Source organism: Paenibacillus silagei (assembly GCF_017874735.1).
Classification (GTDB): Bacteria; Bacillota; Bacilli; order Paenibacillales; family Paenibacillaceae; genus Paenibacillus_AQ; species Paenibacillus_AQ silagei.
The window spans coordinates 311928-337974 of sequence record NZ_JAGGLV010000003.1 but is presented as its reverse complement, the minus strand read 5'-3'; the positions used below and the strand labels follow the sequence as shown (position 1 = coordinate 337974).

21 protein-coding genes are annotated in these 26047 nt (G+C 52.7%); 3 read left to right on the top strand and 18 right to left on the bottom strand.

What is annotated here, in order from left to right:
* The first annotated feature begins 67 nt into the window (after positions 1-67).
* Together J2Z70_RS06885 and J2Z70_RS06880 are read left to right on the top strand one after the other, a co-directional pair.
* Positions 68-727, top strand: coding sequence for a TetR/AcrR family transcriptional regulator (locus J2Z70_RS06885; protein WP_036727030.1), 660 nt, complete (start codon positions 68-70; stop codon positions 725-727).
* Positions 728-733: 6 nt separating this feature from the next.
* Complete coding sequence (locus J2Z70_RS06880; protein ID WP_209870826.1) at positions 734-1876, top strand: alpha/beta hydrolase; 1143 nt, start codon at positions 734-736, stop codon at positions 1874-1876.
* A 183-nt stretch (positions 1877-2059) separates the two neighbouring features.
* Here J2Z70_RS06880 and J2Z70_RS06875 read toward each other — a convergent pair whose 3' ends face one another.
* The 16 genes from J2Z70_RS06875 to J2Z70_RS06805 all read right to left on the bottom strand — a co-directional run bounded on the left by J2Z70_RS06875 (position 2060) and on the right by J2Z70_RS06805 (position 21907).
* The gene (locus J2Z70_RS06875; RefSeq protein WP_209870823.1) at positions 2060-2665 is read right to left on the bottom strand and encodes a hypothetical protein; all 606 of its coding nucleotides are present in this window, start codon (positions 2663-2665) and stop codon (positions 2060-2062) included.
* The gene (locus tag J2Z70_RS06870) at positions 2662-3771 is read right to left on the bottom strand and encodes a hypothetical protein (protein WP_209870821.1); all 1110 of its coding nucleotides are present in this window, start codon (positions 3769-3771) and stop codon (positions 2662-2664) included. Before J2Z70_RS06870 ends, J2Z70_RS06875 begins: the two co-directional genes overlap by 4 nt.
* A 20-nt stretch (positions 3772-3791) precedes the next feature.
* Positions 3792-4979: a hypothetical protein gene (locus J2Z70_RS33155; protein ID WP_245368031.1), complete on the bottom strand. Its 1188-nt coding sequence runs from the start codon at positions 4977-4979 to the stop codon at positions 3792-3794.
* 42 nt (positions 4980-5021) lie between these two features.
* Positions 5022-6914, bottom strand: a complete 1893-nt coding sequence (locus J2Z70_RS33150) for a family 43 glycosylhydrolase (protein WP_245368030.1) — start codon at positions 6912-6914, stop codon at positions 5022-5024.
* 431 nt (positions 6915-7345) lie between these two features.
* Entirely contained in the window at positions 7346-9169 is a 1824-nt protein-coding gene (locus tag J2Z70_RS06860) for a sensor histidine kinase (protein ID WP_209870818.1), read from the bottom strand.
* Positions 9166-10635, bottom strand: coding sequence for a response regulator (locus J2Z70_RS06855; RefSeq protein ID WP_209870815.1), 1470 nt, complete (start codon positions 10633-10635; stop codon positions 9166-9168). The genes J2Z70_RS06860 and J2Z70_RS06855 overlap by 4 nt, the downstream gene beginning before the upstream one ends.
* A gap of 103 nt (positions 10636-10738) precedes the next feature.
* Complete coding sequence (locus J2Z70_RS06850; protein ID WP_245368029.1) at positions 10739-12370, bottom strand: extracellular solute-binding protein; 1632 nt, start codon at positions 12368-12370, stop codon at positions 10739-10741.
* Positions 12371-12457: 87 nt separating this feature from the next.
* On the bottom strand, positions 12458-13363 hold the full coding sequence (locus J2Z70_RS06845) for a carbohydrate ABC transporter permease (RefSeq protein ID WP_209870812.1): 906 nt from the start codon (positions 13361-13363) through the stop codon (positions 12458-12460).
* Positions 13357-14307, bottom strand: coding sequence for an ABC transporter permease (locus J2Z70_RS06840; RefSeq protein ID WP_081751225.1), 951 nt, complete (start codon positions 14305-14307; stop codon positions 13357-13359). Before J2Z70_RS06840 ends, J2Z70_RS06845 begins: the two co-directional genes overlap by 7 nt.
* 137 nt (positions 14308-14444) lie before the next feature.
* On the bottom strand, positions 14445-14663 hold the full coding sequence (locus J2Z70_RS06835) for a hypothetical protein (RefSeq protein WP_209870809.1): 219 nt from the start codon (positions 14661-14663) through the stop codon (positions 14445-14447).
* A 47-nt stretch (positions 14664-14710) separates the two neighbouring features.
* The gene (locus tag J2Z70_RS06830; RefSeq protein ID WP_209870806.1) at positions 14711-15889 is read right to left on the bottom strand and encodes a Ger(x)C family spore germination protein; all 1179 of its coding nucleotides are present in this window, start codon (positions 15887-15889) and stop codon (positions 14711-14713) included.
* A gap of 18 nt (positions 15890-15907) precedes the next feature.
* Positions 15908-17011 carry a GerAB/ArcD/ProY family transporter gene (locus J2Z70_RS06825; protein WP_209870804.1) on the bottom strand — a complete coding sequence of 368 codons (1104 nt, stop codon included), beginning with the start codon at positions 17009-17011 and terminating at the stop codon, positions 15908-15910.
* A 34-nt stretch (positions 17012-17045) separates the two neighbouring features.
* Positions 17046-18470: a spore germination protein gene (locus J2Z70_RS06820; protein WP_209870801.1), complete on the bottom strand. Its 1425-nt coding sequence runs from the start codon at positions 18468-18470 to the stop codon at positions 17046-17048.
* 74 nt (positions 18471-18544) lie between these two features.
* Positions 18545-19516 (bottom strand): NAD(P)/FAD-dependent oxidoreductase, encoded by a 972-nt coding sequence (locus J2Z70_RS06815; RefSeq protein WP_209870798.1) that lies wholly within the window; start codon positions 19514-19516, stop codon positions 18545-18547.
* Between the two features lie 754 nt (positions 19517-20270).
* On the bottom strand, positions 20271-21020 hold the full coding sequence (locus tag J2Z70_RS06810; RefSeq protein WP_209870795.1) for an AIR synthase related protein: 750 nt from the start codon (positions 21018-21020) through the stop codon (positions 20271-20273).
* Positions 21017-21907, bottom strand: coding sequence for an AraC family transcriptional regulator (locus tag J2Z70_RS06805; protein ID WP_209870793.1), 891 nt, complete (start codon positions 21905-21907; stop codon positions 21017-21019). The genes J2Z70_RS06810 and J2Z70_RS06805 overlap by 4 nt, the downstream gene beginning before the upstream one ends.
* 181 nt (positions 21908-22088) lie before the next feature.
* On the opposite strand from J2Z70_RS06805, the gene melA reads away from it, so the two are divergent.
* Entirely contained in the window at positions 22089-23387 is a 1299-nt protein-coding gene (gene melA, locus J2Z70_RS06800; RefSeq protein ID WP_209870790.1) for an alpha-glucosidase/alpha-galactosidase, read from the top strand.
* Between the two features lie 85 nt (positions 23388-23472).
* On the opposite strand, the gene J2Z70_RS06795 is transcribed toward melA, so the two are convergent.
* Positions 23473-24729: a peptidase G2 autoproteolytic cleavage domain-containing protein gene (locus J2Z70_RS06795; protein ID WP_209870787.1), complete on the bottom strand. Its 1257-nt coding sequence runs from the start codon at positions 24727-24729 to the stop codon at positions 23473-23475.
* Between the two features lie 138 nt (positions 24730-24867).
* On the bottom strand, positions 24868-25965 hold the full coding sequence (locus J2Z70_RS06790; protein ID WP_245368028.1) for a peptidase G2 autoproteolytic cleavage domain-containing protein: 1098 nt from the start codon (positions 25963-25965) through the stop codon (positions 24868-24870).
* Between the last annotated feature and the right edge of the window lie 82 nt (positions 25966-26047).

Genomic DNA, 26047 nt, shown 5'->3' with positions numbered 1-26047 from the left:
TTTGACATGTGAATTGATTATCGATATAGTGTGAATGGATTCACACCACGTATTAAAGGAGGAAGCGATGCCAAAAAATACGTTCTTTCGATTGGATGAAGCCAGGCGCGAGGAAATATCGAACAGGGCTATGCAGCTTTTTGTGGATCATCTTTACGAGGATATATCGATGAAGATGGTGCTGGATAGCTTGTCTATGCACCCCGGAACCTTCTACCGGTATTTTGAAGACAAAGATGACCTGTATTGTCACTTAATCCGTAATGTGACCCGGAAAAGAGCAGCGTATTTTAATAACAGTACTGAGGATTCCCTGTTCCGGTCTTTCCTTACCGGCTTATTTGGTAACGTGAATGGTACGGTGGCCGAGCCGCTGAATGAGCTGGAGATCAAGCTTACTGAGACTTTTTTACACATTCCCGAGGACATACTGCTGAAAGTATATCTGAACGTGCTAAAGGGCGAGTCCTTCCCCTTGATCAAGGATATTATACGGCGGCTGAGGGTGGACGGATATCTCCGGCCTGATATTGACGATGACCTGATTTCATTTATGTTTGAATCTATGCAGTTTAATTTAGTCATGTTTTATAGGGAATTCGGGATTAAGGATTCTCAGATGCAGCATAAGCTTAGCAAATACTTTGCTGACTTTATGGGTCATGGTCTGCTTGAAGATCATAAATATTCCGAGCTGGTTAGCGATATTAAAAAAGCAAAGGAGTAGAAGTGTATGAAAACTTATGAGGTTTTTCCAGCACCTGTTGGCAGCTATACGGTTGGCCGGACTCAGATGGATCTGGAGTACACGGCTTCGGACCATTCCACAAGAGAACTGACAGCGTTCGTATTCTATCCGTCTGACAGCAGCGAAGGTAAAGCTACATCAGCATACATGTTTCCTGAAGTCTACGGGATGTTAAAGGATCAGCCGCTCGTCACCGGCTATGTTACGAGCGATTTTTTCTCCATAGAGTTCAAGACCCGGTGTTACGAAGAACTTGCTCTCTCCGCGAAGGAGCAGCGCTATCCGGTGTTATTCTATGTCTGCGGCGGGGGCGGCTCTCCGGAATGGGGCACAGTGCTCTGTACAGACTTGGCCAGTATGGGATATGTTGTGGTAAGCATCGGCCATCCGAATAGCACGATGTACAAGCGTAAAGACGGGCGTCTGTTTAATGTATCCAAGGACTTCTCCGATGCCATCATAGCGTTGTCTGAAGATCCGGAGATGCTGGCGCTGGCTGGTAAGATGGAGATGCGGCCGGACGATGAAGCTGCCGTTCAGATGTGCCGTAACGTGCTTGCACTCCCGGTACTTGCCAAGTTAACAGAGTTTAGTGAGTTACAGGCAGAAGATGTGCGTTTTGTAGCCGATGTTCTGCACAAGCTGGACACTGGAGAGCTGGATTCTATCTTTAAAGGCAGATTGCTTGTTGACACCGGCATGGGCATCGTCGGGCATTCGTATGGAGGGCTTACGACGGCGATGGTCTGCCGGGACGACGACCGGTTTACCTGCGGGATTGGCTTGGATAGCGGTGCATTCGGTCTCCTCGATAGCGATCTTAGTACGCCCTTCCTGCTGCTGTATCGTGAACCCAACTACAACATGAATGCGGTCATTGGCGCTAACAATAGCAGAGAAACCTATTATTTCTCTGTTGACCGGGTTGCGCATTTAGATTACTGTGACATCGTGTTTACCGGTGTTAGTGAGGAACTCAGAGGCAAACGGGATGCGATGGAGATGCGAAATCTGGTTACAGACTATACGAAGACCTTTTTGGATCATTACCTCCGGCAGAAGGCGGCAAGTGTGGACAGTCTGGCTTACGATGGCGTGGACTTGGTCAGGAAGACCAATAATAAGTGAGCCGTACAGTCTCAATTTTCACCGGCAACAGAGAAATATCTACCCGGCGCTAAAGTCCATATTCTGTCTAAAACGCCAAAAAACCGCACCCCGCAAGCAATGTCTGCGCGGTGCGGTTTTTCAATTGCGGCTTAGCTATGGCTTATGCTTTAATTGCGGCTTATGAATGCTCCAGTGCTAAAATCACTTACTCCCCTGCGCCTGCTGGGTAGGCCCGTAATTCGCAGCTCCGGTGAAATGAACATCTTCCGGGGTGGGATACACTTTCGGGATGCGCAGATCCCGCTGATATAGTCTCAAATGCTCTCCCCGGGGAGAGATATCCACGACATCACAGCCTCTCCAGGATACCTTGTATTCCTCGCCGCGCACGATCTCTTTCACAGTCAGCGTTTCTAGCAGATGCGTAAGCTCCACAGTGTCGCCTGCTCTTACACTGCGGATTACAAGCAGATTGCCTTCCCGTGCGGCTACGCATACGGCTCCGTTTATCCTCACCGTGAGATCCGTTCCCATCCAGTCATAGACCCTTACCGCAACATCGCATGGCTGCTTGGCTGTAATGGACATATAGCCCTGATCGGGATAGCTCATCGTGACGGCAGCCTCCTCCGTCTCCTTATCCACCGGCATATTGACGATTACCATTCCGTCCTGAAATTCCACCGCCCGGTTCCATACGATCTCCAGGGCCACCGGAGCCATGCCGACGCAGCAGCCCGCAATCGATCTGAACTTGGATAACGACATGGAATTCACGAGCGAGCCTCCGGTGAAGCCCCCGATCATTCTTTGTCAATTTCCCTGTAGGTTATGCCTGCTTCGTCAGCCCGGGTGTTGTCTGTGACCACGTAGGAAGATACCTTTAGCTGATTCTCCACCAGCTGGTTCCGCGCAAACAAGGTCATATCCTCCCAATATTCCTCATAACCGGCCAGAATCAGCTCATTCGCACATTCGATCATATCCTTGATGCAGCAGGTCTCGCAATGCTCCTCATGCGGCGGATGCCACTGGGCATATTCCGGCACCCAGCCGAAGGAGGAGGACAGGCTGCGGATATAATCATAGATTCCTTTACCGGCCTTGATATAGCGCTCTTTCCCGGTAACGCGGCCCAGACGTACCAGCCCGGAAGCTACCCAGCCTGCGGAATGGACATGGCCGAAGAATTCCATCCTGTAATTGAAATAGCGAGAAGGTCCGAGCAGATGGTTGGCAATGCCCGTTGCCAGATCAAGCGCGGCCTCATCTCCGGCAATTTCATATCTGCGCACCAGAGAATGTAGGACAATGGCATTGCGGATCGCCTGCTCCCCCCGCCCGGTATGCCTGGACAGCTCGAAGCCGCCGTCCTGCAGGTACACATCATTGGGGAATTCGTACAGGGGCTCCTGCTCCTCATAATCCCCCGACCAGAACGTTCGAACCTTCCGCTCGATCACCAGAGAGCGCATTCCTCTGACCAGCCCGGCCGCTCTGCTCTCCGCCTCCTGATCCCCGGGATCATTCTCCAGCATGCGGTTCAGCGCGGGCAGAATATAGCCCATTTCATGAAAAGAACTATGATTCGTATGCGTCCATGGATAAGGCTCATGAAAGCGGAGGCCGTGCTCCCCCCAGGACTTCATGAGATGACGGTAAAAGGATTGCTGCACCGCAGCGCCTTCCTCCGTCTTCAGCATTTTGCGTACCGCGTCTATCGCCTCATACCAAGAGCCGACCAGCTCCGCATCGTCCACCCGGCAATGGGCAGCCTCGGCAGGCTTCTTATGCGGCAGTATCAGCCAGTAGGGCAGATTGTCTTCCTGCTCATCCACCATAGAGGTCAGATACCCCAGAACGAGCTTGGCGTTGTGTAACGGCGTGAACTTTTCGTAGACCTGACTTGACATGTTGTCTATCCCTCCGCTGGTTAATCTCCGGTAACCCTAACCTTGAAATCGTCGAAGTCGATGGACGCATTCGCGTAGCCGTCAACACCGAACAGTTGTCCGGTCAGAGTGCTGCCGCCAGTGTGGCGGAAGGCGAAATCCGTAGCAACCGGAACAGATTCATTGTTGATATACACGCTGTACGTCTTGGCATCCCAGTTCGCGACCATTTTGATGGCGTACCATGTGCCCAGCGAGAAGTCTCTCACCTTGACCTTGTTGGAACCGCCATTTTGCACAAGGATTTTACCGGAATCGAACGCTGTAACCATCGAATAGTTGCTTGTACCGCTATCATTTCTTACCATGGCGCCGTTGGCATACTGGAAGTTGCTGTTTAACCGGACGCGATACTCTATGACAATGCGCTGATTCCCCGCAGCACTAACCTCCCCAAGATAAGGCAGGAACAGGTTGGCTTTGCCTGATACCGCGGTCGTGGTCAGCCGCAGAAATTTGTTGCCGGCTTCTTCCTGGACTACAGCCGTAGCGCCATTCGTCAAATCCTGCGCAGTAATGCCGTAAGGATATTTGCCTGCTGTATCGCCGGAGAAATCCCGGTATGCCTTATAAGTTATACCGTTCTGCGTGGTATTCAGCGAATTCAGCAGAGCGGCTTCCGCTTCAGTGAGCGTATTAAGCGCTGCATTGAACTGCGCCTCCGTCAGCTCCGCATTGCCGGCCAGCGCCTCCGCCTGATCCACGGCGGCAACGAAGTCCGCATACTTGGCTGCACTATAATTGCCTGCCCCGTTTCCAAGCGGATAAGAGTTATTTGCCAGCTTGCTGCGCAGCTGACTTACGATCTCATCCAGACCATAACCAGGTACAACCTCTACAGAGATAGTGGAGGAGAACTCCTGGCCGCTGATCTTGAGCGTCACAGGAATCTGAACCGTGCCAATGGTGCTGAAGTCCAGTCCTGCCGTCTCGCTGCCGGTCACCTGGGCCTGAACCGTCTGGTTGTGGTAGACGGCATTTACAACGCCCGGAAGCACGGGAACCACGCCTGAAGGTGTCTTCACTGTTGAAGTGACCTGAACGGCATCGGAAGCGGCAATGACCGTTATATGGTGAGTGGTTTGCTTGCCACCGTAGGAGGCAGTAATTAGCGCCGTACCCGCTTGAACGGCATTTACCGTATGGGTGGCCGGGTCAACTCCCGCCACGCCTGGATTGCTGCTGGTGTACTGCGCACTTCCTGTTACATCCTAAACTTCATAATTGTTGTAATATGCTGTTGCCCGCAACGGTGAGCTGGTCTGGCCGCTGATCAGCACAGGCTCCGGTCCGGTGAGCGTCAAGGACTGTACTGTTTTCGGTTCAGCCTTAACGTTAACTGTAACGGCAGCAGTTTTGCCGTTATAGGTGGCGGTAATCGTTGCACTTCCTGCCCCGGTGGCCTTCACCTGATTCCCTGCTTGAATCACGGCTACGTTCGTATCGGACGAGGTCAGCATCACGCCTGCCGTGACAGCAGCATAGGTAGTTCCTGTTACTGTATAAAGGGGCAGACTGCGGGTCTCGTTAAGACCAAGCGTATATCCGGGTGTCCCGAACAGCAGCTCCGATGTATTCAGCCGGGATAGATCCAGGCTGTCGATGTCGGCCAGATTATTCCCCTTGGTGAAGCGGAGAACGTTGTCTCCCTGCTGAAGATAGATTTTCGCCGTGGAGGCTCCCCAGCGGTTCGCGCCGGAATAGACAATATTCATCGACGCTCCGGGCCCGCCGTTGACCGACAGGATATGGGAGGCATCCCCCGCATTCGCCGAGCCGTTGCTGTTGCGCACGGACATCACATAGAAGCCCGCTTCCGGCACGTTGACGTTGAACTGGGCGTAGTCGTAGGCGTTCGCGAGGTTGGTAATTTTCATCCCGCCGGAGGCGGAGCTTTCGCGCCGGACTGCCGGGGATGAAGTGCCAGCCGGATCTTTTACAAGCAGAGCTTCTTCAGCTTGATAACGAATCCGGGCTGGCTCGCCTGATGGGATTGCTATCGGACTGTTCGGATTAACGGGTTCTCCCAGGTTCGGCGTATTATCTGCGTTCCAGGTGAACTTCTGCGCGCGGACATTGCGGGTCCAGCCTGAGCCAGGCCAGCGGGCGGAATGGTAGATGATCCAGTCCTCGCTGCCGTCCGGTGAGGTCACGATACTGTGATGGCCCGGGCCGTAGACACCGTTCGCGCTGGAGAAGATCGGCTGATTACGCTTGGTCCAGGAAGCGGGATTCATCAGATCAGCGCTGGTGCTGGCGGTGATCAAGCCGAGACTATAGCTGTCTGTCCAGCTCCCATTGGCGGAGTAGACCAGATTGATCTTGTTCCCCTTGATCGTAATCTGCGGGCCTTCATTAATCCGGCCGGGTGAGGTCTCCCAGTCATACTCCGGTGTGGACAGGAGCACGCGCTGCGAGCTGATCGTCCATGGATTGCTCATTCTGGCGATGTACAGATTCTGAAAGCTGCCATCGGTGTCCTCCCAGCCGGACCAGATGAAGTAGTGCTGGTCACCGATCGTCAGCACAGTGCCGTCAATCGCCCAGCGGTCCGTGGCATCGGTAATCTTGCCTTTGAAGGTCCAGCTTCCGGTCATCGGATCGGCACTGGCATTCTCCATCACATACATACGGTGGTTAGCGTTGGTTCCGTTATCGGCTGCAACGTAGATATACCATTTGTACTGGCCGTCCGTATCTTTGAGATAATGCATCTCCGGCGCCCACACGTTGGAGCTGTACATGGTTCCCTTAACCGGCGACCAAGCCAGACTCCGCTCACCTGCTTCAATACCGGTAATCGTCTTCGACCTGCGGACCATCACTCCACTGGCATTAACAAAGGTGTTGTAATAATAGCCGTCCGTGTGCTTGTATACCCAGGGATCGGCCCCGGTCTGCATGATGACATTGTAGAAATCCGTCACATTCGTTCCTCCTTGTGCAGCCACTACCGGCTCTGGTAGTGACGTCCCCGACTCTTCCGCCGCAGCTCTCCCTCCCCACTGAGGCAGCATGAGCAGGACCGCTAGGCTGAGCAGCAGAGCTTTGACGCTTCTTCTGGACCACTTCTGTTCTTTCCGGGCTGAATTAACCGCTTTCATTTTTTCATCTCCTTCTCGTTCGAATGATGACTCCGGCTAGCGTACTCATAATACCCTCCAGGACCGCTTAAAAAAATGGACTATCTTAAATTGTTTTTGTAACCGTTTTAGTAGAAAATAATTACATTGCGGAAACGAGCCAGGTCAGTAAACAAACAATTGGATAAACGTAGCTTAATTTCTCGACATCTGGCGATTGCAGGGGAACAAGTGGAAAAAGAGCAACTGCTGCTCACGGATTCAGGCACTTTAAGTAAATAGCGCTTGAGTAAGTGTTGTTTATCCACCTGCTGCGCCAGGCAAGGCCGTATCTCCATCAGCAGGTGGAGTAAATCCAACTGTTCCCCCTTCCCGCCTGAATCATCCTGAAGCCTGCCCTCCCCTGCAGCAAACAGGGCACCTCCCGCTAAACGGAGGTACCCTGTCCAGACTCATATACTATTAACTCCTCCCGGCAGCTTCGGAATCTTCACGTTCACGGTTGTCCCATAGCCTAATCGGCTGTCAACGGTAAGTCCGTAGCCTTCTCCGAACAGATGGCGGAGCCGGTTATGAATATTCAACAGCCCGATGCCCTGTGCCGATTGCCCGGTCAGAGCCAGTTCCTTATGCTCCAGGCCAAGCTTGGCCTGAAGGGCGGCCAGTTCCTCCGGCTCCATTCCCCTGCCGGTATCCGTAATACAGAAGCACACATCTCCGCGCGCATCCAGGCTCCCGGTAATCTGAAGGCTTCCACCCTGATCCATCCGCTCCAGCCCGTGATAGACCGAATTCTCCACAATGGGCTGGAGGATCATCTTAGGGGTCTGCAGCTCCAGCAAGCTCTCCTCCACATCGAGCGATAAGGAGAATTTATTCTCGTAGCGGATCAGGATGATCTTCATGTAAGCTTGTATGCAGTCTACCTCTTCACGGATCTGCACAAGATCATCCTTCTTGATGCTGTAGCGGAAGATCTTGGACATGCAGTACGTAATTTGCGCAATCTCCCGGCTCCCATACTCCAGTCCGATGCTGCTGATACAATTCAGCGTATTATACAGGAAGTGGGGATTAATCTGGCTCTGCAGGGCAGAGAACTCCGCCTGCTTCTGGCTCAGCTCGGATTCGTATAGTCTAGCCTGGGTATTGAACATCTCCCGGGTCATTTCGTCCATCTCGTCCATCATCCGGTTAATATCCTGGGCCAGCAGGCCCACCTCGTTGGTGAACCGGACTTTGATCCGGAAGCCTCTGTCCCGCCCTGCCACCTTCTTCATATCCATGACCAATCCCATCAGGGGACGCATCAGATTGTGTAAGAAGAAGCTGCCTGTAATAATCATACTCACAATAATACCAAGGCCGACCATAATGCTAACCTTCCGCATGGGAATCATGTCGGCCGTCAGTTCCTGCACCGGGATCATACTGACCACACGCCACCCGTCAGCCTGCTCCAGCCCCTTAACCTGAACGAGAACCTCCTTGCCGCCGATCGTTGCTTTTACCCCGTTAAACAATTGGTTCTTGTCCATAGACAGCACATCTTTGATCACATTGCCCCGCGCATAGGAATTGGTGGAAGCAACCACCTCGTCCCGGTTATTCAGAATATACAAGGTGGAGTTCTGCGTTAATTCCGTATTCGCGACCAGTCCCTGCATTTTGTCCATATTGACCATCACCATGCAGTAACCCGTAATCTGTGAGAAATGGACGCCCCCGATCGACTCCACAATGGGAGCAATATAGAAGAACTGATCTGTCCCTGTCCGGTCATCCTTCAGAATGGCGGTGAACTTCCCCTTCTGCCGAAGCGCAGGATCGTTCTTGTACGGGCGGATAAAGGTCTCATACAGGTTAATATAAAAAATATCGCCGCTTGCAGAATCCTCGCTGGAGAGGCGTCTTCCCTGGAGATCATTGATCATGATGCCGTTCACATAGGAATTGAAGGACCGCATATATTCCATCAGATCCAGGGCATAGGGAGCGCTGTCGAACGCCCTTTTGTAATCATCATCGGCGATGGTGAATTCCTGAATCAGCTTGCTGTTGACCGCAAAGCCGGTGCTGATCCGGATATCATTGAACACCGAATCAATCTTGCGGCGGGTCTGCTCAATCATCTTGTTGCTGTAGGTGACCGCCCGCTTCTGTGTCAGATTCGAGAAGCTGTAGAAGAAGTAGAACTCCATGACCATGAAGATCAGGATGGAGCACACGATGAACAGCCATAGCTGATGCTTCAATTTCACCTTGCCGGTCTTCATGGCCTGTTGCTCCGTTCACTTTCCCTTTTTCTGAATTTGGCGGGCGTCATCCCGCAGTGCTTCTTGAACACCTTATTGAAATAATAGTAATCTACATACCCGGACTGGATGGCAATGCTCTCAATAGACAGGTCTGTCTGCTGCAAAAGCCCGCGGGCTTTCCTGATCCTCAGCTCAGCCACGTATTCAGAGAAGGTTTTGCCCAGATTCTTCTTGAACAATTGACAGCAATACACCTGATTGATGAAAAATTGGACCGACAGCTCCTTCAGATACAGCTTCTGCTCATAATTCCGGTCGATATAGGCGACCATCCGGTTGAAGCAGGAGAGAATATCCCCTTCCTGCAAAGCACGGCTATTCCCTTGCCGGAGCACAGTAAGAACGTCTTGCAGGAAGCTGCACAGCGACTCCAGATCCTCGAACCGCTCCTTCAGCTCGGCATAATTCAGGAACTCCAGCTCCATGTCTCTGAGTTCTTCCGAATAAGCGCTAGTCAGAAGTCCGACGGCCTGATTCCATAAGTAGACCACCTCAATCATTCCCAGCTCATGAAGCCTGAAGTATTCCTGCAAACCCAGGATGTATGTCTCGATGCTGTCATATTGATTACCATGAACTATAGAGTGCAGCTCATCTATACAGGGCTTCACCAGAGGCAGCTTGGGATTATAATAGTGAAATGCGCCGGAAGCATCATCCACGAATACCCGGGAGGCCGCCAGCTCTGCTTCCTTAATCAGCTTACTGATCTGCTTAAGCCCGCTGCCGATGCTGCTGATCCCCACCACAGGAAGCCCTGGACTGCCTGCGGCCGCAGGCCATTCATCCGTGATTCCTTCCAGCTCACTCTCCTGCTCTGTGATCAGAACCGCCAGCAGGGTGCTTGCTCCGTTCTCTACCTCCAGCACATGAACCGGCTGCCCGTCCAGCTTCAGCAATTCGCCGAGCTTCGGCCGGTTTGCCTCATAATGGACAGCAAGCACCCGGCAGCCGCCTGCACTCATGCCGGCAGGAAGGCAGCGCGTGATCTCATCTTCATCTGCCGAGGTAAGCGCATCCAATAGAAGATGATTGCGCGCCGCACTTCGCCGGGAGAAGTGCAGGGCGAGCTTCGCCAGGAACGTATCGGTCATATCCACATCCAGCGGCTTCAGGAAGTAATCCAAGGCCCCGTAGCGCAGCGCTTCCTGGGCGTATTCAAATTCCGCATACCCGCTTATAATGACGAATTCCGAGTCTATGCCCTGCGCTTTGGCCCGCTTCATCAGATCGAGCCCGGAAATCTCCGGCATCCGGATATCTGTGACCACCAGATCCGGCTCCTGCAAGGCGATGGCTTCCCACGCCTGATATGCACTTGTGAACTGTCCCGAGATTTCAAAGCCATACTGCTCCCAGTCAAAGGCATTGCTGATCCCTCTAATCGCCCACGACTCATCATCTACAATAATGACCTTGTACATGGATATCCTCCTGAGACTGTGGATTCTTCTGATGTGGTTACACAAAGGAAATGCGGATAAACCAGGCCAATGAACAGCCAGTGGTTTATCCGTATTTCAGGTGTTACTTCTTATTCGCTGTGACTTCCCTGTAGTTCTTCACATTCTCTTCCTGAACCGCTTTACCGCCGGCATCCATGTATTCTTTGACCAGCTTATCGTACAAGGCGTCGAATTCGGACTCCTTGGCCACGATCAACCGGTCAATCATCTGCTTGTTCATATCGCCCAGCGTCTTGCCGTATTTGATGTTGGATTCGTTCGGTACCCCGTAATAGAAGGATGAATAGCCGTCTGTTGTGTTAATTTTGTACGATTCCATAGCGAGTTCCTCATACTGCTTATCCCCGGAGGCCAGGGCTGCGGCATAGGTTTTGACGTTCTTTTCGGTGTCACCCAGCTCAGCGCCGTTAACAATCATCGTATAATCCATGTTCAAATTACTCATCTGCATTTTCTCGCCGGTCTGTGATATCCCTTGCGGAATGCCGTCTTTCAGGGTATGGTGAACGCCTTCTTCACCGAACTGCAGGAAGAACATCACCTCTGGGTCCGCCATCCAGTTCAGATATTTGACCGCCAGCTCCGCGTTTTTGCTGCTTTTAGGAATGAAGGAGAAGATTCCGTTCTCATTATATACCTCTTTGAGGTATTTGCCTTCGGCATTTTTGAAGGTATCCACCGGAACATAGTGGGCATCCGGCGAGTTTTGCTTCAGTGGTTCACGGATTTTCTGGGTCATCGGATAATCCCAGTTGGCGGCATAGAAGCCGACCTTGCCGTTGGTGACATCGGCATCCGCCTGCTTGGTGGTTTTGTCCAGGGCAAAATCGGGGCTGATCAGCTTCTCATTATACAGCTTATTCAGCCATTTGTAGGCATCTTTGTTGCCCGGCTTCAGCCAGTTCGGCGTGGTGACGAATTCCTCCTCTGACATCTGGCCCCAGAAGGATTGAACGAGGTTGCCGAAGGTGTAGTTCATGCCGGCTGCCGCCGTTGCCCAGGGAATGACGCCGTTCACATTGCCCGGGTTCTTGTCGCGGAAGGCCACCAGCGTATTGTATAACTCATCTCTATTGGTCGGAAGCGGCATCCCGAGCTTGTCGAGCCAATCCTTACGGATGAACATCCCGTTCCAGGCCAGCAGGGTGCGCTTGCCCGGGATGGATACCTGCTTGTCGTTATATTTGCCGTAAGCGAGAACGTTCTCCCCGAGATAAGCCTTTAATTGCTGGCCGTGGCTCTCCAGCAGCTCGTCGAGCGTGTAGAGGCCGTCACTTTTGGCAAAGCGGGTCACCAGTGTCCCGTCATAGGTGAACGAGATGTCCGGAGCCTGGCCCGCAGCCATTAATACGTTCAGCTTATCAACCTCCTGGGACCGGGGAACCGGTACATATTCCACAATGGCGTTATTCGGCTTGCCGAAATGCTCATTCACATATTTCGTCCAGAAATTATTATTCAGATCCGGCTGGCCCTGAACCCCTCTGTCGAACACCTCCACCGTCAGCTTTGCAGGAGGATCAGAAGGAGACTTTGCTGCATTAGACGACTCCGGCGCGGCTGTCTCTTTGCTCTCTTTATCATTGCCGCCGCAGCCCGCTGCAACGCCGGCCAGCAGCACGGTGCTGCACAGAACGGCCGATATTTTCTTGATGCCTGTCTTCACGTATACCACCCTTTCATCTCTTATCATGATAATAATCCAGATTATAGCTTTCTTGCCCAGGCAGCTTCAACTTCCCCCAGTCTGGCCTCCCCCCTTCCGCAGAGTATACCCGGCTCAGCCCTTTATCGCGCCCGTCATTACACCGTCTACGAAATACTTCTGCAGCTTGGGGTAGATCAGCAGAATCGGAATCGTGGTGAACATGACGCTTGCGGCCTTCAGCGACTCTGGCACGATGAACGAGCCGACACTGCCCTCGCCGCCTTGCTGACTGTCCAGCTGCTGGTTGGCTGAGATGATCTGGTACAGCTTGAGCTGCATGGGATAGAGCTCTTTTTTGGTAATATAAAATAACGCATCCTGGAATCCGTTCCACCGGTCTACGGCATAGAAGAGACTTAAGGTGGCAATCGAAGGCAGTGAGAGGGGCAGGACAATCCGGAGAAGAATTCCCAGATCCGAGCACCCGTCGATGGACGCCGATTCCTCCAGACTCTCCGGAAGGGAGCTGAAGAAGGTTTTCAGGATAATCAGATTAAATACACTCATCGCGCCCGGCAGCACCAGACTCCATATCGTATCCATCATCCCCAGGTTCTTGATCAGGATATAGGAAGGAATCAGACCGCCGCTGAAATACATCGTGAAGACCAGAGCGGACAACAGGAAGTTTCTCCCCCACAGCCGCTTTTTCGTTAACGGGTACGCCGCACAGATCGTCAGGAACATACACACCACCGTGTAAAAAATCGTCAGGACAATACTATAGCCCAGCGTATACAGCATATCGGCATCGCTCAGAATCGTCTTATACGTCTCTACAGTGAAGTCTACCGGCCATAAGCTAACCTTTTGCGAGATAATCGCTTCGTTGGAGCTGAATGATAGCGCTATCATATATAAAAACGGGACAATGCAGGTGAACGACAAAGCCACTATAAAGACTATAATCGCAATATCTGCCACACTTGTTTTCCGGCCAATCCGCCCTGCTCGTATCGTACTTGCCGCTCTCACCATATCCCATCCTCACCCAATTTCTTCGCAATATAGTTGGCACCGATCAGCAGGGTCAGACCTACCACAGACTGGAATAGCCCGACGGCCGTTGCCTGGGAGAAGTCTCCCGAGCTGATACCCACTCTGTACACGAAGGTGCTGATGACATCGGAATATTCGCTGACCAGTGAATTCCCCATGACAAACGGGCGGTCGAACCCGATCGATACCATTCGGCCAATCTGAAGAATCAGCAGAATGTTAATCGTAGATTTAATGCCCGGCAGTGTAATATGCCACATTTTGCGGAGTCTGCTGCAGCCGTCCATATCGGACGCTTCATACAGCTCCTTGTTGATGCCGGTAATCGCCGCGAGATAAATAATCGTCCCCCACCCGATGTTCTGCCATACCCCCACAGTAATATAGGTGACCAGCCAAGGGGTCTTCTGCGACAGAAATTCAATTTTCGACAGGCCCAGGCTATCCAGGAATAGATTCACCATCCCGCTGTTAGAGAACATCAGATAGACAATCCCGCCGATAATTACCCAGGACATGAAGTGAGGCAGATAGAGAATCGTCTGCGTTAATTTCTTGAACCTTGCCATGCGGACTTCGTTAAGCAGAATCGCCAGGATAATCGGGGCCGGGAAGCCCGCCACCAGATCCAGCACATTCAGGACCAGCGTATTTTTGAGGGCACGGTAGAAGCTGTCCTGCTGAAAAATAAACCGGAACACATCCAGTCCCACCCATTCGCTTCCACTCGTCCCCTGAAAAATATTGTAGTCCTGAAAGGCCATAATCAAGCCGTAAATCGGTGCATATTTAAAAATGGCAATGTACAGGAGTGGCAGCAGCAAAAGGATGTAGAGTAGGGCATCTCTCCTGATCCTGAGCCAAAAGGTGTGTCTTCGCGTGAGTCCGATTTGATCTTGCTGATTGTTTAAAACCGCTTTCATTTCTCCCATCCCTCCGGCTGTATTAAGGAGCTCTCTTGTTCTTTATTATAGCTACCCCGGAAGATATGAAAATGTAATCGCTTAAATGAATTTGGTAATAACTTAAAAGACAGCCCCCGGAGGGACTGCCTTAAGCTTCATTTCATAATCAGATCGATTCTGCCGAACAACAGCTTCACCAGCTCGGTGGGACCCGGCAGGCCTGGTTGAAATAACAGAAGAATGGTAAGCCCCGCCGCAGTAAACGTAATGCCTGCAATCACCTTTCTGGCTTTCTTGTCCTTACTGCCCCGGAATTCAAAAATAATGATCCCGCAGGAAAGCAGCAGAATCGATAGGGTCATTGCTATTTTCATGCTTCCCACATCCTTGTATGGTTGCTGGAATTCAGGCGTACCCTCCGTCAGTTGGCCGATTGCTCTGGTATGCCTTGGGGCCCGGTTGATCTTCCGTTCCCGGTAATGCTCGTCTTGACGGAGACCACCACCTGCAGCTCGGGGTACATAGTCTCCCACTGTTCCTTCTTTGCCTTCCACTCTTGCGGGTAATGTTTGCGGAAGGAATCGGCGAATCTGTAAAAGTCGGTCTTCTGCTCCTTTTGGGACATATGGAGTGCCTGATCGGCAGCTTCCTTAAGCCGCTTCTCCCAAGCCTTCTTCAGCGCCATCACCTTCGACGGATCAGTCAGATTGGCATCGGTTGTATTCAGAACGACCTCTCCACTCGCCACAATCCGGACCTTCATCATCCATTCCCCGTTGACGATGCTTGGCTTCAGCATGGTGGTGATTTGTTTAGACAGGATCGAGAAGGCCCCCTTCTCCCCTTCCAGAGTAACCGGCATGATAATATTATTAAGCTCATTAATCATGAGCAGTACTCCGAGGCTTACCGGTTCTTTTACAGTGAGGGAATAACGGCCGTGCTTATACAGGCTTAACCCCTTGAGTGAGGGGGTCGTCGCATTCGGTCCATCGTTCGGTTCCGGGGGAGCAATCAGGATACGGGTTAAGATGGCCGAACCGCTGGCTCCCTGAATGGATTGGGATAATTCCAGCAGAGTCACACGCGTGCCCAGGTTCATATTCGCCATTTCCCGGAGAGATTCGGAGGAGCTGCGCTCCAGCGGGTCCAGCAGGGCAAGAATATCCTTGGCGGAATCCTTGCTGGAGAAGATATACGCATGTTCGCGGAACTGCGGATAACGGAGGAAGAAATCGACGAATTCACGCAGCCCCTGCTTCCCCGCCTCTTCACTGATCACAATCACCTCACATTGGCCCCAGAACATATGGCGGGCGACCTTCCGCTGCAGCCGGTTCAAGGCTTCCGCAATGTTCACTCCTTCAGCAGTGCGGGTCATGGTGACTCCGCTTGCGCTTTCGCCTGCCCCGCCGCTCTCCGAGCCGCCGCTTCCTTTACGCGGAATGAAGATCTGGGCCGTCAATTGTGCCTGGCCGTCTTTATAATCCACGCCGGTGGCGAGCACGATGGCCAGGTCATTGATCTCCGTCCGGTCCCAGCATCCGCTGAGCAGTATACTGCTCAGCAGCAGCATAATCATGACTCTGCAGCCCCGCATTGCCCTCCCTCCTTATCATCATCCCTTGCTCAGAAGCTTCAGCCCCTTCTTTAGCAGAGCCAGTCCATAGATTGCGGCGGGAAGCCCCACCAGGAACATCATTGTATATATGTTAGCCGAAGCACTGATAAGCGCAGCCGCGCCCGCAGCGCCCGTCACTACCCAGTAAGAGAACAACATGCTTACGAAGGCGAGCGGTATCACCAGCGGTCTATAATCGTCCAGCCCGAACCATTCAGCGGCTGAGGTGGCGAAGATGTAGAGAAAGACAGAGATTTTGACAAAGATCCCGAAGATCCAGATCGCAATAATGAGCGCCTCAATATGCTGCAAGAAATCGGCAATCGTAATGTAACGTGCAGCAATCATCACCGGAAAAGCAAAGCTGTCCGTCAAATCACCCATCAGCAGCAGGCAGAACAGATTGGTCACCGTCATCGCCAGTGTCGTTACGACAAGCGAAACGAGCATCGTCCGGCCCAGATGTTTCTTGCTGTTGATGTAGGGCAGCAGAAAGGCCAGCACAGTATATTCACTGAACCATGCCGCCGGAGCCACCGCGCCTTTGGCGATAGGAACGAATCCGTTCTCCATGAACGGAAGCAGCTCGGCAGGCCGGAGTTCTCCGGTCAGGAGCACAAAGATCAGGCAGAGCATCACCACCAGGAGCGTAACGAACACCTGGGCGGTCCGGCTGACCACCTCTATGCCCTGCCTTACATTAATCGCGCAGACCGCAACCATCGTCCCCATAATGACAAGCAGCGGCGTCTTGGGAAGTGCATTATTCACAATGAACTCGCCGTATTCCAGAATAATCAGGCCGTTCAAATGGGGCAGAAAGAGCAGAAAACCCAGCCCGATCACCTTGCCCGGCAGCCACCCGGCGATCAGCAGACTGGACTGCATAATGGTCTTGCCGGGATAAAGCCGGTTCAGTCCAAGCGAGATCCCTATAACCGTTACACCAATCAGCGAGCCCAGGATGGGCGATAACCACATATCATGTCCTGCATAATGCATGGTGATCCCGGGGACAGACAGGATAGCGGTGGCAAGAATCGAGGGAAAAACAAGGAAGGCCAGCTGGGTAACAGATATTTTCCCTTTGTCAGTCAACATAAGAATCCCCTTCTCTGGTGAAGTCCGGCTGCCGTCATTTGCTCCGCGGCTGCGAGATCCACAATACATCCTTCAAGCCCTTGCTGAATGTCGGAGCTGCCGGTGACAGATAGGGCCTGCCGAACGAACGCAGACTGCTAAGATGAATGACCACCAGGATGATGCCGAGCATGACGCCGATCAGCCCCATCGTGCCTGCCAGAATCATCATGGGGAACCGCAGCAGACGGGTTGCGATACTGGCGGAATAACGCGGAACCATGAAGGATGCAATGCCCGTGATAGCCACGATAATGATCATCGGTGCAGAGACAATTCCCGCAGTGGTGGCAGCCTGGCCTATGATTAGTGCGCCCACGATACTGACAGCGGAACCTATCTGCTTCGGCAGCCGGACGCCGGCCTCCCGCAGCGCCTCGAAGGCTATCTCCATAATGAGCGCTTCCACCAGGGCCGGAAAAGGGATCTCCTCTCTCGCCCGCGCGATACTCAGCAGCAGTACGGTAGGTATCATCTCCTGATGGAAGGTGGTGATGGCGACGTAAGCCGAAGGGAGCAGGAGCGACAGAGCATAGAAGATGTATCTGAGCCAGCGGACAAAAATACTCATGTAAATGTTCTCGTAGTAATCCTCCGGGGATTGCAGCATGGAGAACATGTTAACCGGGGCAATCAGACTGAAGGGAGTCCCGTCAATCAAGAGCGCAAACCGGCCCTCCAGCAGATTGGAGACCACCACATCCGGGCGTTCCGTGGCAATCATCTGCGGAAACGGCGAAAAGGGCTGGTCAATGATGCCCTGTTCAATATACTGGCTCTCCAGCACATCCTTGATATTCAGGCGGCTTAGCCGTTTATTGACTTCAGTGACCAGTCCCGGCTGAATGATTCCTTCCACATAAACGAGGGTGACCTTCGTATGGCTGTACTCTCCAATAGTGTTAGAGTGCAGCTTCAATGCTGGCGTTTTAAGCCGCATACGCAATAGAGACTGATTCGTAGCCAGAGCTTCCGTGAATCCGTCACGGGCACCGCGCACAGTGGATTCAGCCGCCGGTTCTTCGGGAGTCCGAGTGGGCACCTTGTATAGAGGATAGCCCTTACCCGAAGCCTGGCCGTCCAGCAAAAGCACAGCTTCACCGTCCAGGATCGCTGTTACGGCTTGTCCTACGGTTCTAATCTGGTGAATCGAGGCGACCGGAACCTCAGCAGACCCTTCCACTGCCGGTTCAACTGCAAGACCAGTCTGCTCCAGCGGGGCCAGCAATTGCTGCTCCAGCCGCTCCGTATTACATAATCCTGTACAGTACACACAGAGCGCGGAAGTACGATGAATCGTCTGGAACGAATGGAACACCACATCCTCACAGCCCGCAAACACTCCGCGCAGCACCTGTCCATTCTCTGCCAGCCGCCGGGTCAGCTGGGTCTCCTGTTCTGCTTCCGATGCAGTATTCATCCGTACTCCCTCCCTGCGCTATCCTTTGAATTTCATATTCATAGTGATGTTATCCTGTGCTATTTGGGGAAAAATTATGCAAGCCCGGCCTTCCAGGCTTCCCGGTTCAATTCGCCATTCACCGCAGCAGCAGCCAGCGCGCCCGATGCGGCAGCAGCGATGGATTGATGCATCATGGTGGCGGCATCCCCGGCGGCGTAGATCCCGGGCACGCTGGTCTGGCCGGACTCGCCGATTTCAAGGATACCCTGCTCAGATATCCGGCAGCCCAGGGAATGCGGCAGATCCGTTCCCGGAGCCAGCTCGGGCCGGAAGAAGATTCCGGTACACGGAATTTCTGTTCCATCCATAAGCTTCACATGGTTAACCATGCCTTCCTCTGATGCAATCTCACGAATAGGAGTATCGAATAACGGAATAGCGTGGGCACGCAATTCTTCGCGTTCTGCTTCTGTCAGCTCATCGGGTCCATTCGTGCAGACCGCAAATTGCTTAGTCCACCCATATAACAACGGAGCCAGATGCATGAGTGCTGCTCCTCTGCTGATGATTACCAGCGGCTGATCTCTTAATTCCCAGCCATCGCAGTACGGACAGACAAAGGCGCTCTTCCCGTAGACCTTGGCCAGCCCCGGAATGTCCAGCCTGCGGTCCTTCATGCCTGCGGCGAACAGCAGCTTCTTGCTGGTCAGCTTAAGCCCTGAAGCCGTCTCCAGCAGGAAGGCGCCATCCGCCCCGGTAATGGACACTACTGTATCTTCAATGTGTGAAACGGATGGATAAGCGCCTAGCTGTTCTATGGCAATCCGCCGGAGTTCGAACGGAGCGATCCCGTCCCGGGTCAGAAAGCCGTGCGCTTCCCGGGTGACCGCATTACGCGGCTGCCCGGCATCTATAACAATCGTCCGTTTGCGTGCACGGCCCAGCATCAGCGCAGCATTAAGCCCGGCTGGGCCACCGCCGATAATTACTGCATCTGCATTTGCGGTATTTGCTGCATCTGTATTAACTACATTTGCGGCATCATTATTTTTCAGATTCGTCATTTGTAAGTCCTCCCTGTGGTTGGTTTGAGTGGTTGGTGTCTGGTGTGGCGGTGACGGCAGGTCGATTTGCGGATATTAGAGACTTCTGTAGTCCGTGAATATTACAAAAAAATAGACACCGCATCTCCATCGCTCACCTGCGTCGCCAATCTGTATCGCACAACTGCATCGACCAATCTGTACTGCCAATCTGTAATGTCAATCTGTACTGTCAATCTGTAATGAACATCTGCGTCGACCAACCTGCATCGTCCAATCTACATCGCCTATCTGCAATGTACATCAGCATCGCCCTTATTAAGGACTATGTGTGTCTATAATAACTTTGAATTTGAATGATGTCAATTGTGGCGCTTCCTGGCGCTTATTAAGCCTTATTGAAACAGATGCTTATGCTGATTGAAAAATTGATAGAAAGGTTGTATATTCTCCAGCTCATACCATTGCGCTTGGATAGCGCATGAGACTGGGATGTGTATGCTTGCGGGAGAGCATTTAGTTGGATTTTCTCCACTTCCTGAGGAACGTATGGGTCACGCGAGGTAAACAATTGGAAAAATGGCACTTAAATAATCACTGTTTACCTGAAACGGCCCAATCCGTAAGCAGCAGTTGCTATTTTTCCACTTGCTTCAGGACATTTCGCAGAAATAGGGAAATTAAGATACGTTTATCCATTTGTTTGCTGGCAAGGCAGATTTGCCTTAATCCAAGCCGCCTTGATTCGCACTTGTATGGATCTTACACAGGCCAGTCAAGGCTGCAAATAACCGATAATCTCCATTTTACCCCCTACTCTGGACTGAAGGTCGCTAATCCTGCGTTCCTCTGCCGCAAAAATCACCGCTGTCGCCGGCCCCCCGGATGCCTGCAGCTTATCCTCTATTCCTGGCACCGGCTGGAAGCTGCAGCCGCTTAGCTCCGCCAGCAGTCCTGCTTCATACCCGGCTCCCTTCGAGCCGACCGGGTGAATGTCGTGGACCTCCGGCGCGCCTGCCAGAAGCTGAAGCTGCCGGAGGGTACACTGGCTTGCTTCCTGCTCCAGAACAGCGCTTCCGACCAGCGGTTCGCCCAGCATCACGATACAGTCTCCGCCCTGTGAGCACCCCAGCTTCAACTGCGTCTCATCCGCCTCCCCGATTACAGTGATTCCTATTCCTGTCTGGCAGGTCACGAAATTATCCTCGGTGCTGCCGTTCACGTGGGCGGCAGTCAGTCCGGCTTCCTGAAGCAGCCTGTGGATGCCCCCGATAATCTCATTCCCTGTAGGCTCCTTCTCTACCGCCAGGGTGTCGATGACCGTTAAGATCTCCGCCCCCACAGACAGCACCTCCATTACTGCAACTCTGGCAGCATAATAGCCTGCAACAGCCGGGGGTGTCTGCACCGCATCCATCGGCTTATTCCCGATGCTGGCGCTGGAATCGCAGCCGATGACCAGCAAGCGCCCTCCCTCTCTTCGTACTATGGTCAGATCACGGATTCGCTGAACTTGCGGTTTCATATGTTTGATCCTCCTGTATCTTTTTCGTTCCCGTTCCTAAGTGCGGCCCGGTATTCACTCGGCGGCATGCCCGTAGCTTTGCGGAATTGCTTGGAGAAATACAGGGCATCATTGAAGCCGACCGAGGAGGCCACCTGTTCGATGGTCAGCGGGCTTGCGAGCAGCTCCTTGGCCTTGTCCATCCTGACTTTGAGCAGATACTGCTTCGGTGACATTCCGGTCCGCTGCTTGAAGGCCTTGGATAGATGAACCCGGTGATAGCCGAGCGAAGACGCGATGTGATCAATGCTGAGCTGCTGGTGGAATTGCAGCGTAATCCAACGGATCGCCTGGTCGATCTGCCGGTCGATCATCTCCGGCATTTCAGACGGATGCGGCGGCAATTGATCCAGATTGTCCCGCCCGAAGCGGTGAAGCAGCAGCCGCACCCAGCCGGAAGCCTCCAGGCTCTCCAGCCGCGGATATGCGGATTGCTTGAAGGATTGCCGGATGCCGGTATACAGGCTATGCAGCTCCGGGACATTGCCGGAATGGGCGAAGGGCCGTTCCCTGGTAATCCCTACTGCCCGAAGCTGATCCAGTACGCCGATGCCCTGCAAGGCAACCCAGGCATAATGCCACGGGTGGTCCGTATCCGCCTTGTAGCTGAATAACATGCCGGGGATAATCGCGAAGGTGTCGCCCGCCTTGCACTCCGCCGAGAACGTTTCGGTCTCGAACCGGCCGCTGCCCGCAAGAACGGTATGGATCAGGTAGAAATCATGTACAGACGGTCCGACGGTGTGGCCGGGATGCGGCCTCCCTTCCCCGCTGAACAGCACGGACAGCTCCTGCTCCTCCGGGGTCAGGTTGATGCCCAGGGTGAATTCATAATGCTCCGGGTCCATGCAACATTCCTCCATATGTATCTTGTCTTTCTCCATAGCCCGCGCAGCGGTTCTATTCTATAGTGATTATAGTAGAAATCAGCGAAAAAAGCTTCTGTTTCAGCACATTTATGTCAGTTTCGTCCGCAAGCGGCTGTATGACAGAAGGCTTTTCACGCATCTTATAGGAGGCTTATCACTTATGTCTAAAGTTACATTTATCGGTGCCGGAAGTACCGTCTTCGCGAAGAATGTCCTCGGCGATATCATGGCTACACCTGCCCTTCAGGGCTTCGAGCTTGCATTATTCGATATCGATCTTCAGCGCTTGAATGACTCAGCGAGTATGCTCCAGAATCTGAAGAAAAGCAGCGGCAGCACATGCACTGTGACCACATATACCGACCGTAAGGAAGCGCTGCGCGGTGCCAAATATGTGGTGAACGCCATTCAGGTTGGCGGGTACGATCCTTGTACGATTACGGATTTTGAGATTCCCAAGAAATACGGCCTGCGCCAGACGATCGCTGACACCGTGGGCATTGGCGGGATCTTCCGCAACCTGCGGACCATTCCGGTGATGCTGGATTTTGCAGCGGATATCCGCGAGGTGTGCCCGAATGCGCTGTTCCTGAATTATACGAACCCGATGGCCGTTCTGACGAATGTCATGAATACCTACGGCGGCGTGAATACAATCGGCCTGTGTCACAGCGTACAGCAATGTATTCCCGGATTATTCGATCACCTCGGCATTGACAAGACAGGCGTTCAAGCCAAAATCGCCGGGATCAACCACATGGCCTGGCTGCTCGAAGTCACCAGAGACGGCGAAGATCTGTACCCGGAGATCAAACGGCGCGCGGCCGAGAAGCAGCTTGAGCCGCACTACGATATGGTCCGCTATGAGATGATGCTGAAATTCGGCTACTATATTACGGAATCCTCCGAGCACAATGCCGAGTATCATCCGTACTTCATCAAGCGGAACTACCCGGAGCTGATCGAACGCTTCCAGATTCCGCTGGATGAATATCCGCGCCGCTGCGTGGAACAGATTAAGGGCTGGGAGCAGATGCGCGGAGATCTGGTGAACAACCAGGATCTGACGCATGAGCGTTCCCATGAGTATGCCTCTTACATCCTGGAAGCCATGGAGACGGATGTGCCGTTCAAGATCGGCGGCAATGTGATGAATACTGGCCTAATCACCAATCTGCCGAAGGAAGCTTGTGTCGAGGTGCCTTGTCTCGTGGACAGAAGTGGCGTAACGCCAACCTTCGTGGGTGATCTGCCTCCGCAGTGCGCAGCGCTGAACCGGACCAACATCAACACCCAGCTCCTGACCATAGAAGCCGCTATGACTCGTAAAAAGGAGCATATCTATCACGCCGCCATGCTGGACCCGCATACCGCCGCCGAACTGTCGATGGACGACATTGTCAGCATGTGCGACGACCTGATCGCGGCTCATGGTGACTGGTTGCCGAAGTATCAATAATTTCTCCATCACAAAAGCAGCGATCTCCGTTAACAGGGGATCGCTGCTCTATATTTTTTAGCTGCACCTTCTTGCTGAATCATCTTTATTTCACATAAATTCGGATTTGATCAGGTGCTGTTCTGGCGAGAACCCGGTACCCTTCTACTGAAGCGGTTGCTACCCCATTCTCACCAGGCAGACAGAATCCGTTCACCTGACAGGTTCCATCATCACGGACCAGCAGCTTACCCATGGTTCCTACAGCCACCCACTCTGGACGATCCATCCGTGACACATAGGTTTGGGAAGGGTCGAATTGGGGATTGATCACGGCCGTGTTCACAAAATGGGCAGGTGCCAGGATATTTCCCTCATTATCTGTCACAGCCTCTACTGCCCGATCTTCATAGATGACCCTGCCCCATTTATCAACTGCGTATTTTCCTGACCAGTTCAAGTGGCTTGCGTTCCCAAGGAAGGAAGGACTTGCACTGACCACGCCCAAGATATATTGATCTGACGGGGTTGCTTTTCTGACCCGCTCTCCATCCGTGGTTACAAAATATCCAGGCTCTATCGGCAATCCATCCACCGTCTCAAACATTTCGGCATAGTCTGCCCCAGGAGATATTACAGTGCCTTGAAGATATAAATTTCCTGTAGAACCCTGGAGCACCGCAGCCAAATCGGGGGCAGATGAACTCCCGTTGGCTAAATGCCAGGAACCGGGGTAAAGAGTTTGACCATTCGTACCCATGATGTGAGAATTAGGGTGGTCAGGAAGAGCGATAGTATTACTACCTTCAGCGTGCGAATTTGATCCGCCTGCAATTGTAGAAAAACCTTCTGCATGCGAAGAGAGTCCATTTGCCTGAGTTAGTAGCCCTTCTGCATGAGAACCATTACCGGCAGCCAGGGTATCTCCGCCTTCTGCGTGGGCAAAAGCACCGCTTGCAGTGCTATATTGCCCTTCCGCATGTGAGATTTCACCTGATGCAGTCGTTTGATTGCCCTCGGCGTGGGATTGAGTTCCCGAAGCAGTCGTCTGAGCACCCTCAGCGTGAGATTGAGTTCCGGAAGCCGTAGTTAATCCTCCCTCAGCATGGGCAGCGTCATTAACAGCAAAGGTCCTGTAGCCTTCCGCATGTGAGGCTGGTCCTGATGCAAGCGTACCATTCCCTTCGGCATGGGCCATATCCAAAAATGCAATGGTCTGGTAGCCTTCAGCGTGAGACGCAGAGGCACTGGATGTAGTCTCATACCCCTCAGCGTGAGAAGCAAACCCGCTTGCGGTCGTGGAGTTCCCCTCTGCATGTGAGCAAGATCCGGAAGCGGTCTGATTGCATCCTTCGTCTGCCATAATCCATTCCTCCTAATATTGTGGTTTTTATGGTCCTGCCCTACACAATATTACGGACTTGATGGAATGGACACGGCATGTCTCCCGGGTACAAAACAATATTTATTATGGATTCTTGAAACACGTCTTAGTAATCATTTATTTCACATAAATTCTGATTTGACCAGGTGCTGTTCGTTCAATAACGCGGTACCCGTCGACAGAAGCAGTAGCCACTCCGTTCTCATCAGGCATACAATATCCGTTCACCTGACAGGTTCCATTATCCCGGACCAGAAGCTTGCCCATGGTTCCGACAGCCACCCACTCCGGGCGATCGATCCGCGAAACATAAGTTTGGGAAGGGTCGAATTCGGAATTGATTACTGCCGTGTTCCTAATATATGCAGGAATCAGAACCTTGCCCTTGTCGTCTCTCACTGCCTCCACTTCCCGCTCATCATATTTGATCCTGCCCCATTCATCCCTTTCGTATTTCCCCTTCCAGTGCAAATGACTTGCGTCTCCAAGAACAGAAGGGGTAGCACTGACCACGCCCAAGATGTATTTATCTTCCGGGGTTGCTTTTCTGACCCTTTTCCCGTCCAGAGTAACAAAATAGCCAGGTTCTATCGGCAATCCGTCCACCGTCTCAAACATTTCGGCATAATCTGCCCCTGGATTTATTACAGTGCCTTGAAGGTATAAATTTCCGGTAGACCCCTGAAGCACAGCAGCCAAGTCGGGGGCAGATGAACTCCCGTTGGCTAAATGCCAGGAACCGGGATAAAGAGTATGACCACCTGAACCCATGATGTGAGAATCAGAGTGTTCTGGAAGAACGACAGTATAACTACCTTCAGCGTGTGAGTTTAATCCGCCTGCAATTGTGGAAAAACCTTCTGCATGCGAAACGAGTCCATTGGCCTGAGTAAGGGCGCCTTCTGCATGAGAACCGCTACCCGCAGCCAGGGTATCACCGCCCTCTGCGTGGGAAAAATCACCACTTGCAATGCTGTTTCTCCCTTCCGCATGTGAAGATTGGCCAGATGCAAGCGTCTGATTGCCTTCTGCATGTGAAGCTACACCCGAAGCAGTCGTCTGAGCACCCTCAGCGTGAGATTGACTTCCGGAAGCAGTAGTGAGACCTCCCTCAGCGTGGGCGGCGTCACTGACTGCATGAGTCTGGTAGCCCTCCGCATGTGAGGCTGGTGATAATGCCAGCGTGACATTCCCTTCGGCATGGGCCGTATCCAAAAATGCAATGGTCTTGTAGCCTTCAGCATGAGACGCAGGAGCATAGGCTGTGGTCTCATACCCCTCAGCATGGGAAGCAAAG